At 35.2% G+C, this 12,008-nt stretch carries 10 protein-coding genes, 1 pseudogene and 1 riboswitch; of the genes and pseudogenes, 5 read left to right on the plus strand and 6 right to left on the minus strand.

The genetic code is table 11. The features are described 5' to 3' along the window. Positions 1–419 precede the first annotated feature (419 nt). From H3T80_RS01815 to H3T80_RS01835, 4 genes and pseudogenes are all read left to right on the plus strand, one after another. Positions 420–683, plus strand: a complete 264-nt coding sequence (locus H3T80_RS01815) for a SemiSWEET family transporter (RefSeq protein WP_034903376.1) — start codon at positions 420–422, stop codon at positions 681–683. A gap of 460 nt (positions 684–1,143) precedes the next feature. Continuing rightward, the gene (locus H3T80_RS01820) at positions 1,144–1,374 is read left to right on the plus strand and encodes a hypothetical protein (protein ID WP_110448084.1); all 231 of its coding nucleotides are present in this window, start codon (positions 1,144–1,146) and stop codon (positions 1,372–1,374) included. 137 nt (positions 1,375–1,511) lie between these two features. Continuing rightward, positions 1,512–1,892 (plus strand): DUF1161 domain-containing protein, encoded by a 381-nt coding sequence (locus tag H3T80_RS01825; RefSeq protein ID WP_198199658.1) that lies wholly within the window; start codon positions 1,512–1,514, stop codon positions 1,890–1,892. A 131-nt stretch (positions 1,893–2,023) separates the two neighbouring features. Continuing rightward, positions 2,024–2,113, plus strand: a riboswitch (TPP riboswitch). Between the two features lie 120 nt (positions 2,114–2,233). Then, positions 2,234–2,827, plus strand: a pseudogene (locus H3T80_RS01835) (TenA family protein). Positions 2,828–2,896: 69 nt separating this feature from the next. Here H3T80_RS01835 and asnA read toward each other — a convergent pair. The 6 genes from asnA to allC form a co-directional block, all read right to left on the minus strand. Continuing rightward, positions 2,897–3,889 carry an aspartate--ammonia ligase gene (gene asnA, locus H3T80_RS01840; RefSeq protein WP_198199662.1) on the minus strand — a complete coding sequence of 331 codons (993 nt, stop codon included), beginning with the start codon at positions 3,887–3,889 and terminating at the stop codon, positions 2,897–2,899. 569 nt (positions 3,890–4,458) lie between these two features. Further along, positions 4,459–5,508, minus strand: coding sequence for an ureidoglycolate dehydrogenase (allD, locus tag H3T80_RS01845; RefSeq protein WP_198199663.1), 1,050 nt, complete (start codon positions 5,506–5,508; stop codon positions 4,459–4,461). Between the two features lie 52 nt (positions 5,509–5,560). Further along, positions 5,561–6,463 carry a carbamate kinase gene (locus H3T80_RS01850; protein WP_198199664.1) on the minus strand — a complete coding sequence of 301 codons (903 nt, stop codon included), beginning with the start codon at positions 6,461–6,463 and terminating at the stop codon, positions 5,561–5,563. A 40-nt stretch (positions 6,464–6,503) separates the two neighbouring features. Continuing rightward, positions 6,504–7,283 (minus strand): (S)-ureidoglycine aminohydrolase, encoded by a 780-nt coding sequence (allE, locus tag H3T80_RS01855; protein ID WP_198199665.1) that lies wholly within the window; start codon positions 7,281–7,283, stop codon positions 6,504–6,506. A gap of 151 nt (positions 7,284–7,434) precedes the next feature. Beyond that, a complete protein-coding gene (locus H3T80_RS01860) occupies positions 7,435–8,679 on the minus strand; it encodes an MFS transporter (RefSeq protein ID WP_198199666.1) in 1,245 nt (414 codons plus the stop codon). Positions 8,680–8,691: 12 nt separating this feature from the next. Beyond that, complete coding sequence (allC, locus tag H3T80_RS01865; protein ID WP_198199667.1) at positions 8,692–9,918, minus strand: allantoate deiminase; 1,227 nt, start codon at positions 9,916–9,918, stop codon at positions 8,692–8,694. 413 nt (positions 9,919–10,331) lie between these two features. Between allC and fdrA the strand changes: the two genes are divergently transcribed. Further along, positions 10,332–11,999 carry an acyl-CoA synthetase FdrA gene (gene fdrA, locus H3T80_RS01870; RefSeq protein WP_198199668.1) on the plus strand — a complete coding sequence of 556 codons (1,668 nt, stop codon included), beginning with the start codon at positions 10,332–10,334 and terminating at the stop codon, positions 11,997–11,999. Positions 12,000–12,008 lie beyond the last annotated feature (9 nt).

Below are 12,008 nucleotides of genomic sequence, written 5' to 3' on the forward strand. Positions count from 1 at the left end.
TTATATTTAGACCTAAATACCTCTAGATAAGTGACTATTTATCGTCATTTCCCTGTTTTAGGCGCAAATTTCCTGCTGTACTGTTATTTATTCCTGACAAAACACAGCCTTGTCAAACATCCATGTTTGTCATGCTAACCTTACTCAGTTGTTAATACTGCTACTGTCGTAATCAGTTTTTGTACATTGCTTGTTAAGCTTAACGATAATATAAAAGCAAAAAAATTCAGCAAAGCAATTTGGCAAACCAAAGTAAATTTTTTTATTTTTTATTTTCAAAATATTACTAATTTTGCCAGTTATTTTTTATCATTTTATTTACATAAAATTGTCTAAAAGCTAGGTAGGACAAGGTTTAATTCGCTGATTATCTATGATAGATTAATTTCTCCATTCACATTTAAGCAGGCAGGTTGATCTTGAATCTTTCCCCTAAAGCTTTCCATTATTTAGGCGTCGTTGCAACGATTGCATCATTAGGCATGTATGTGTCATATATCCCACAAATTATCGACAATCTTCATGGTTTTAAAACCAATCCAACTCAACCATTAGCAGCAGCAATTAACTGTTCATTATGGGTTTGTTATGGATTATTACAACCTAAAAAAGATTGGCCGATTGCTATAGCTAATTCCCCTGGTGTTTTGTTTGGTTTAATTGCGTTTTTTACGGCATTGTAAATATATTGTTATACTTCTTTGTATTATTTCAATACAGCATAATTTAAACCTTATGCTGTATTTTTTTATCAAAATTTTATCAAATTGTTAGATGATTTCTGTTGACAAATATAGAGTATTTATTTTCAAAAATAGGTTTTTATATTGCAGATTAAATTTTAACCTTGAAGTTAAATTAATAAATATCAATCAGTTATAGAGTTATCAACAGGTTTGTTAAATACTTATCAAATAATTAAGTGAATAATTCACAAGTTAGTTTTGAATAAATGAAAAAGTTTTGTTTGTGTTATTTGATTCAATCATTGTCATCTATTTGCGATTCGATTATATTGGAGATCCGGCTGTTTATTAAACAGAGTTTATTTTTTAATACTCTTTTATATTGAGTGGTGATGTTATTAATTTAGATGTCGACTTAATCGTATGAGCGTTAAAGATATAAAATAAGGAAATCAAAATGACTAACATTAATCTTTCTGACGATTTAATAAAAGATTTTATCTATTCTATGTACCGTAAAGAAGTATTATTAAATTTAAAAGGGGTTGTTTTGACTGATGAAGATCGTAAACAACTTCATGAAAAAAGAGATTTTGTTAATCGATTGTCTGAAACTGAATTAGCCGATATTCGCTGTTGGGTTTTAGATAAATTGAAAGTACTTGAAAGCCAGCATAAGCAAGATTAATCGGTTAGAATCTTGTGCTAACTTCATTAATAAATTGATAAAATTTATTTATCATATTGCTTATAACGATATGGACAGTTTTATCAATCGTTTTACAATGCAACAAGACTTATTATTTATAATTTATAGGAAAGGGTATGAAAAAGTTAGTCGTGGTTTTATTGTTAGGTCTTCCAATGGTTGCCGCTGCTTCTAATTGTGAAGAAATTAGTGCCAGTATCGCTGAGAAAATCAAAAACAATGGTGTTGATGAAAACAGTTTTCAATTAAATTTAGTTCCATCAGAACAAGCTGAGCAAGGCGTTGCAGGTAAAATTGTCGGATCGTGTGACCGAGGTCAACAAAAGATTGTATATATTCGTTCACAAGATAATTCGGTAACAACTGAAGCAAAACAACAAGAGTCTTCAATTTCTAATCAGCAAGCCGAAAAAGCTGAATTAGAGAAATCTTCTCAACAAGAAATAGTAGCGCCATCTTCAGAAGATAATCAGCAAATTGACTCGAAGACAGAATAATTACTGATTATTAGCTACAGTTATAGAAGATCTATCGGTTAGTTAATGAAGAACATTTGAATAAATAGTAACGGCTAATAAACTATTATTTTTACAAAAATTGTTAGTTATTTTCTGAGCTATTATTCATCTGTATTTATCCGGGGTGCCTTAGGCTGAGATTATACCCGTTGAACCTGATTCGGTTAGTACCGACGAAGGGAGTATAAAACACGCTTTTCTGCAAGTCTGTTGTACTCCTTAATTACTAATTTTTATAAAAAGGAGTCGTCATGTCGTCATTTTATTCACTTATTCAATCATGCCAAAATGATTGGAATAACTATATTTAACATGAGTTTATTCAAAAATTAGGTAAAGGTACAATAGATGTTGCCTACTTTCAACACTATTTAAAACAAGCTTATCTTTTCCTTATCAATTTTTCCTGAGCATGGGGATTAGCAGTGTATAAAAGTCATGATCTGGCTGAAATCAAACAATCTTTAAATAACTTGAAAGCAATTGTTGAAGTTGAACTAGACTTACATATTGAATATTGTAAAAAGTGGCAAATAACTGAGAACGAACTTAACCTATTAACTGAAGCCAAAGCAAATAGTGAATATACGGGTTATGTATTGGATGTCGGATTACATGGGGATATATTAGATTTGCATATTGTATTAGCGCCTTGTTTAATTGGTTACGGTATGATTGCTGATTGGCTAACCAAACAACATTGGTATGATGCTAACAACAATAGATATAACAGTTGGGTTAACATGTATGCTAGTAAGGAATTCCAACAAACAATGCAAAATGAAATTGCGTGGATTGATCAGCGCTTAGTAAATTTAGATGCTAGTCGCATTGAACATTTAACAAAATTATTCAGGCAAGCAACTAAACTTGAAATTGGTTTCTGGCAAATGGGATTAGATAAAAGTATTTAAATAATAAGCATACTTTACCACTCTGGGTAAAGTATGCTGAATTTGAACTATATTTAAACAATGTTTAAACTAAAGTAGTTTTGAATAATCTTGTTTGGTGGCATCGTCCCAAACACTTGCTTGTACTTGGCCAATATGTTGTTGCTGTAAAAGTAACATGGTTAATCGTGATTGGCCAATTCCACCACCAATTGTTTGTAAAAAATCACCATTAGCTAATGCTTTATGCCATGCATATTGAAGGCGATCTTCATTATTAGTCAGTTTTAATTGTCGTTTTAAGGTTTCTGGATCGACACGGACTCCCATTGATGAGATTTCAAAACCACTATTTAGCACAGGATTCCAAACTAAAATGTCACCATTTAAGCCTTTTGAACCCATTTCATTATCACTACTCCAATCATCATAATCAGGAGCACGTACATCATGTTTTTCATTATTTGATAATTCACCACCAATACCAATTAAAAATACGGCGCCTAACTCTTTGGTAATTGCATTTTCACGCTCTTTCGGTGATAAATTTGGATAACGTTTTAACAGCTGTTCACTATCCATAAAGGTAATTGTTTCGGGTAAAAAACGTGATAAATGATATTTTTCAGAGACTGCTTTTTCAGTCGCTTTAATCGCACTATAAATTTTTTCAACCGTTTGTTTTAAATAAGCTAAATTGCGATCTTCGGGACGAATCACTTTTTCCCAATCCCATTGATCAACATAAACAGAGTGAATAGGCGAAAGTTTATCTTCATCCGGGCGCAGAGCCTTCATATTAGTATAAATGCCTTCACCAACAGGAAAATTGTGCTGACTTAACGTTTTACGTTTCCATTTAGCTAGTGAATGAACAACTTCGAATTGTGCATTAGGAATACTTTTAATATTAACTTGAACGGCTTTTTCGGTACCTGACAAATTATCTTGAACGCCATCACCAATTTGACTCAATATTGGTGCTTGAACTTCAATTAATGATAGATTATTTGCTAATTGCTCGGCAAAAAATTGTTTAACAAAATTGATTCGTTGTTGCTGCTCTTTAAATGATATTGTCATGTTTAGTCTCGAAATATAAAAAAATTTGTGTTGTTAAATTAAACTAGAAAGCAGAAATATGCAAGTTTAGTTAACTGGCTTAAACTAAAGATCAAAAACTATCTCAATTACTTCTAAAATATATTTTTACTAATAACTATTTATGATGTTTTTACAAACTAATTATCTTTTATCTATTGCTAATAATTAGTGTCAGGACCACTTAGTTATTAAATCAGCTTACACTAAACATAAAAGTTTATTGTTAGCCAATCAGTTTGGTGTGTTTTATTTAACGACCTTAGCAACGTGCTGATAACTGAGTGAAATTAGCATGGCAAACAAGGATGTTTGGCAAGGCTGTGTTTTGTCAGGAACAAATCACCCCCGGTGCGTTAATAGCGAACGCAGGCGGAATGCAGTCACCTAGTGACCACTTGCGTGGTCGCTGCAAGAGTTGGTAAAGAATAGTTGCGTAAACCCTCTTTACTCGGACGTAATCGCCATTTAAAAATAGCCACCAAATAACAAAACGTCCGAAACTCAGCGAATATAAAAAATTTGAGGAGAGGGGTTTTTAAACCTCGATACTATTCCGCAAATTTATTTTTATGATCATATCGATTATAGTGAATATCATCGCTAATTAAATAGTTATAAATATCATCAACAATTTCTATACCATTTTTTTGATAATCGGCTTCACGTTTTCTGCTTCGTTCTCCTGGGAAGAAGACTTCACTATTACCTTTGGCTGGTTTAGTTTGTTTTAGTTGGTCTAGCATAGTAGACATACTTTGTTTAAATATATCAAGGCCAATAAAATATTCAGGATTGATAACAATATGCAGATGGCCAAGGTCACGGCCTTTGGATAAATCAGCATACATGGATGAAACATTTTTACCAAATGGTAAGCCAAGTAATATGCCAGAAAGTACGTCAACCATCATCATTAATCCATAACCTTTAGCATCGGCAATCGGTAATAGAGCATTTACTTTATAAGGATCAGTAGTTGGCTCACCTAATTCATCAACCGCCCATGTAGCTGGAATTTGGGCACCTTTGGATCTAGCATATAATACTTTTCCCCAAGCTTGAACAGTGGTTGCCATATCGAATGAGACAATTCGCTCGTCATTGGTGGGAGCAGCAAATGCAATAGGATTGGTACCAAAAAATTCTTCAGCGCCGCCATATGGGACTGCCATTGGATCAGATTGGCACATGGATATGGCGACTAAGTTTTGTTTGGCAGCCATCTCGGTAAAATAGCACAGTGAACCACTGTGTGACATTCGACGAATCCCTACTACTGCAACACCATTTTTCTTCGCTAATGCTATCGCTTTGTCCATACCGAACTTAGCAGCAACTAATCCACAACCATTATCAAAATCTAAGATTGCTGACGAAGGGCCCGTCTCCTTATAGGTGACATTAGGATAAGGAGTCATGCCGCCTTTGGCAATCCGTTCAGCGTAATATTCAACTCGTACGGCGCCGTGTGAGTGAATACCTCTGGCATCGGCAAATGCCAGTGCATCTGCGGCGATATCGGCATGCTCTTGAGTTAATCCAGCTTTATGTAACTTTTTGGCAATCAAGTTATGTAGTGTTTGTCTGTCTAATCTCATATTTAAACTCCTGTCCAATGTATCTATCCGTTACTGCTGAGTTTTATAGGTGCTATTGGCTGATAATGGTACCTTTGGTTTTTGCTAATAGCGATTCAATATCAGTTAAGTTACCGATATAAGCGGTGTTACCTGTTTGCTCAACAAATTCAATCACTGATTTTATTTTTGGTCCCATTGCGCCATCATCAATAGCCATTGGTTGTATACGTTTGGTATCGACTTTTCCTAAAGCTTTTTGTTGTGGCGTACCCCAATTTTCATACACTGCATCTGTATCGGTTAATATCATTAGATGGTCAGCTTTTAATTCAATAGCGAGTTGTGCTGCACTATGATCTTTGTCAATGACAGCTTCAACACCTTTATAACCAGTATTATCTTTTATTACAGGTATACCACCACCACCGTTACAGATAACGATAGTATTCTGGCTTAGCAATTCTTTAATAGTATCAAGCTCGATTATTTTTTTCGGTTTTGGCGATGCCACAACTCGACGAACATATTTACCATCTTGCTTGAATTGCCAACCATATTGATTTTGTAGATTCTGTTGTTCTTCTGGTTTATATACAGGACCAATATATTTGGTTGGATCTTTAAATGACGGATCGTTATTGTCGACCTCAACTTGGGTTAATACGCAGGCGACTTGGTTGATATTTTCATATTGTTGTAAGCTGCGTTGTATCATATAACCTAACATGCCTTGGGTTTGTGCAACTAGGACATCGAGAGGATAGGCTGGCACGCTTGGATAACTGGCATTTTGTAAGGCAAGTAATCCTACTTGAGGCCCATTGCCATGGACAATTACCAGTCGATATTTATTGGCTAATTTTGCAATAAATTTGGTGGTGCTGTTGATATTTTGATATTGGTTATCAATAGAAAGTAATTCGTTTCGTTTTGAAATTGCATTACCACCTAGTGCAATAACTATCAGTTCCATATGGTATCCTTTGAGATATTTAGCTAATATAGTTTTTTGTTTAGATATTTACATCGCGATGACAATCTTTGGAATAGATATAACTCAAAGGCTGTTGGCCTACCGCATAACAAGCTTGCAATGCATAAGCACCCATAAAGATATAATCATCCTTTTTTACTGGAATCCATTGATTATCAAGTAGGTACATTCCTTCACCGCTGAGTAGGTAGGCGCCATGCTCTTGTACATGAGTCTCAATATAGCCATGGCTGGCACCGGGTAAAAAGGTGAGAATGTGAAAGTTCATATCAAATCCGAGCTCTTTAGGCAGTAGGTCTTGAATAAATACGTTATTCATATTTTCATAATTAACACGTTCTAATTGCTCAACATGATTGACAATAATTCGTGTTTGGTAACCTAAAATAGGATTGTAGCGACGCTTATATAAAAATAAACGTGATGAAGAAACTAAATTTTGTAAGTAAAGTTTAACGCCAGCAGGGCAATAGATATATCCGCCAGCATGGAGATCATATGATTGTTCATTTGCTTTAACCTTGACTTCACCTTCAATCACATAAGCAAATACCTCAATACCATCATCACCAAATCCTTGTAAGTTATGACCACCTTGATACATGGTAACCAGATAATCAACAAACGAAGCGCCTAATTTAGGGGTAGCTAAGATAGTTATGTCACAATTTTCAAAACCAGGAATAATATTTTTAACTAAACCATCTGGAGGAATTAAAGCGAAGTTTTGACGTTTGATAACTGCGCGTGATGCTAATAGGTCTTTTGGGTAACCGGTATTATTATTGATATATCCCATAATGATCTCCTTGGAACATATAATGTTCGGTCTGCTATGGTTTTTAGGTGCAACGAGCGTGAACCTAAAAGCATAACTTGGTGTACTAATTTTTAATTGGTCGACCATTTACTCGGGCTATAGATCGATAAATAGTCGACATTTTGCGCAATCAGTAAGTTATATGTTTACGCAAATTAATTAAAAAGAATAACGCCGTTGCAATGATTAATATTGCTATAGCAACGTAAAAACCAGTAATTTTGGTACCGGTTATATCCGCTAGTAAGCCTGTCAACGGTGGTGCAATAACGGATGAACTCATACCAAAAAAGTTAAATACACCAAATGCAGTGCCATAACTGTTTTTTGGGGCAATGTCAGCAACGTGAGAAATTAAAATCGGTTCAACTACAAATTTGCCAAACAATCCATATAAGATTAAGCCGATTAGCAACAATGTGATGGTAGCTGATTCGACCGCCATTAACAGTGTTACCGCTGAAAGCAGCTCTAATACGATAATAAACATCAGTCGTTTAGATCTAAATTTATCAGAAATTTTGCTGATAACTAATGCACCAGGAATAGCAGCAAAGGCAACCAATGAGGATGCTGAACCAACACTACCGCCAGAAAAACCCCGTTCAGTTTCAAGAAAGTTGGGTAACCAACTTACTACCATGTAATAGCCATAACAAGTGGCAAAATACATGATATAACAAGCAACCATTGGGCTTGTAAAAAAGCTGTGTTTCTGTTTTGTTGCTGTTTCGGTTACGGTTTTATGTTTTTGCTGTTTGTTGTGTGCGATAACAGTTTTAATCGATGGCTCTTTAATAATTATGGCAAATCCAGCTATTAAAGCGAGAGTTAATGCTGCAATAATGAAGAGCATATATTGCCATGGCATATCTAATGATTTAACTAAAAAGCTGGTGGATAGTAAACAAATCCCCATACCTAATGCTGCACCAGTATTGATAATTGCCGAGGCAAAGCTACGATGTTCAGCAGGAATATTTTCTGCTGATAGTGACCATGCAGAACCATAATAAGAACCACAACCTAAACCAGCAAGTAAGCTACCGATATAAATCATCATCATCGAATGAGCATTACCAATTATTACCGCTGCAATAGTGAACAAAATAAAGCCTGGAATAACCACGGCTTTTTTACCATATTTATCGACTAAGATCCCTGCTGGAATTTGCATCAAGGTATAAGAAAAAAAGTAGCAACTAGCAATTAATCCTAGTTCAGTGTTTGATTGTGGGCCTACAGTTTGTTGAATTTCCGGAAAAAGCGCCGCTAAAACAGGGCGATATATCCACATTACTAACCAACCAAGGAATAATAAAGCAACGATTTTATGCCAGTACTGAATGCCACCTTTTGTTTCTATTGTTGTCATTTTACTTCCTTATTATTCCTGATAAGCCAATTGGTAAAGCGCATAGGTTAATGCTTTTATGCCTTCGACTAAGTCTTCAGTTTTAGTATCTTCTGCTGGATTGTGGCTTATACCTTTGATACTTGGAACAAATAACATGGCGGTAGGTACTCGTGGTGCAAAAATCTGTGAGTCGTGACCAGCACCGCTGTGCATAACACGATAGCTAAGGTTTTCTTGTTGACAGATATCTTTCAACATTTTGATTAATTGATCATCCATTGGGATTGGCACTTCATCCATCCAACGATTTATTTCGATCTCAAGACCGAGTTGTTTAGCGATACCGAGCATATCGGCTTCCAATTCTTCAGTGAATTTTTTAAGTTCAGCTTGATCAGTATGACGACAGTCTATCGTAAACATCACTTCACCAGGCACCACATTAACTACATTGGGTTTTGGATCAACATGACCAAAGGTTAATACTAATGGATCGCCTATCTTGATCGCTTTATTGATAGATTCGTGGCAAATTCGGCTAAAGGCATAGATAGCATCTTTACGGTAACTCATTGGTGTGGTGCCTGCATGATTGGCTTCACCAACTAGGCGAACATTATAACGGCGTTGGCCTACGATGCTGGTAACAACACCAATGCTTTTTTGTTCTCTTTCAAGCACACCACCTTGTTCGATATGAAGTTCTAAAAAGGCTTTGATATCAGTTCGTGCTTTTTGGCTGTTAAATTTAAAACCACAGCTGCTCATAGCATCAACAAACTTGATTCCATTATTATCTTGAATTGTGGCTACATCGTCATTGTTCGCTATGGCAAAGACGTTTTTACTTCCCCAAAAGACATAAGGAAAACGGCTACCTTCTTCTTCGGCCATTGAGATAAGTTCTAAACTGCGTAATGGTTGGCCATAGTTTTCTTTTAAATATTTCATGGCAAGCATAGCTGCAATAATGCCTAATTGTCCGTCAAGTTTTCCGCCATTTACGACCGTATCAACATGGGAACCAGACATAATCACCTGTTCTTTATATTTGCTACCTTCAAATCGGCCATATAAGTTTCCTACATCATCAAAATAGGTATCCATGCCGATTTGCGTAAGTTTTTCTTTAAGCGCATTTTGGGCAGCCAGCCACTCAGTAGTATAAAGTAATCGTGTTGTGCCACCTTGTTCTAAACCACCAAAACTGGATATCCATTTAACTGCATCAGCAACATCATCATATAAAATATTCATTAATATTTACCTATTTTTTAAAACTCGCCATCCATTATTAACATCAATCATGATTAATATTAACTACACATATCGTATTGTTTCGATATTCAGGATCATTTTAAACGTTTTTTTATATTTGTTTACCATACTATTAATAGCAAATAATAATGTGATCAAACTAGCTTTTTTATGTTTGTGAAATTTAATTAAATTAATTAGTTACTATTATAAAAAATTTTTTAACAATCTTTTATAATACTGATTTTAAATAATATTATATTTTTGTTATTGTAATTGTTTTGTGATGTATAAACTGCTTATTACTGATTTTTTCCGTAATATATAAATACAATCTAATTGTTAAATTTTTATAATGAGCTTAATGAGGTTCAAAATTAACAGCATTTATCATATTTGAGAGGCCTGTTCTCATGATTCAATCTTTTATAAAAAAGGGAAGCTTTCAAGATTCCGTCAGTTTGATGTTGATATCAAAAAAACTCAGTAATCTTGATGAGGTTGATGAAGTATCTGTCATGATGGGTACTCCTGCCAATAAGTCTTTATTAACCGCAACTGGTTTTTGGAGTGATAATTTTAATGATGCTACACCAAATGATATTTGTGTGGCGATTAAAACCAACGATGATTCTACAGATGTTGTCGAGTTAATCAGTCAACAACTTGAAGATGCTTTAAAAAATATTGCTCAAGCTCAGCAAGGTGGCGCAAAGCTGCTCAAAGCCAGACGCCTAGCCAGTGCGACCAAAAAATTATCTGATGCCAATTTGGTTTTAATTTCGATAGCGGGTGAATATGCTGCTGAGTTAGCCGATCGCGCTTTAGATGATAATAAAAACGTTATGATCTTTTCTGATAATGTATCAATTGAAGATGAAATCCGTTTGAAAACAAAAGCAGCTGAAAAAGATTTAATTGTCATGGGCCCAGATTGTGGGACTGCATTTATTGCTGGTGCTCCATTGGCGTTTTCCAATGTTGTTCCAAAAGGAAACATTGGGGTAATCGGTGCATCTGGCACCGGTATTCAAGAGGTGGTTTCGCAAATCGCTTTATTAAATCAGGGAATTACCCAAGCTATTGGTCTTGGAGGACGTGATTTATCTTTAGAAGTTGGGGGAATTAGTGCACTCACAGCCTTAAAAATGTTAGCGGCTGATTCCGAAACTCAAGTTATTACCTTTATCTCGAAACCTCCTGCGGAAAGTGTCAGGGAAAAAGTTATTTCGGCTATGAAGTTAATTGATAAACCTGTAGTAGCATTATTTTTGGGCTCTAAAATTGATAAACCTAAAGATGATAATATCTATTTTGCCAGAACATTAGATGAAGCTGCTCGATTAGCCTGTTTATTAAGCCCAGTCGAAGCAATAGCAAGTAATTTACCTAATTTAGCTAACAAAACTATTACAGGATTGTATACTGGCGGAACGTTAGCCTCAGAAGCGGCAATGCTGTTGGCAGAGGAACTGAATCTAACAACAAGTCATCATCATGATAAAGGGGTTATGTTAGAGCAAAATGGCCATAAAATTATCGATTTAGGTGATGATTTCTATACAGTAGGTAAACCTCATCCGATGATCGATCCTTCAATCCGCGAAGATGAAATCGCTCAACTCGGCAATAAACCTGATGTTGGTGTATTACTTATTGATTTAGTAATCGGTTATGGTGCAAATGCTGATCCTGCCGAATCAGTAATTTCTGGTTATCAAAAAGCTTGCGCTAAACGTGACGATAATCATCCATTAATTGCTATCGCAACTGTGACCGGCTCTGAACAAGATCCTCAGCGCCGTAGTAAGCAAATTGAAGCATTAAAATCAGCAAATATTGTTGTGATGAATAATTTACCCGAAGCTATCTTGCTTGCTAAAAAACTCATTACAACAAATAAATCTGCCAATTTAGTTAAACCTTATCCTTTATTAAGTCATATTAGTGTTATTAATGCTGGTTTAAGAAGTTTTGCTGAAGATCTTCAGGCATCGAATATTCCTGTTGTGCATTATCAATGGGCGCCAATAGCCGGCGGCAATAAAAGATTAGCGGCTATTTTGCAAAAATTAAATTAAGAGGTTTTG

Origin of the sequence: Gilliamella sp. W8145, assembly GCF_016101145.1 — a bacterium.
Lineage (GTDB): Bacteria > Pseudomonadota > Gammaproteobacteria > Enterobacterales > Orbaceae > Gilliamella > Gilliamella apis_A.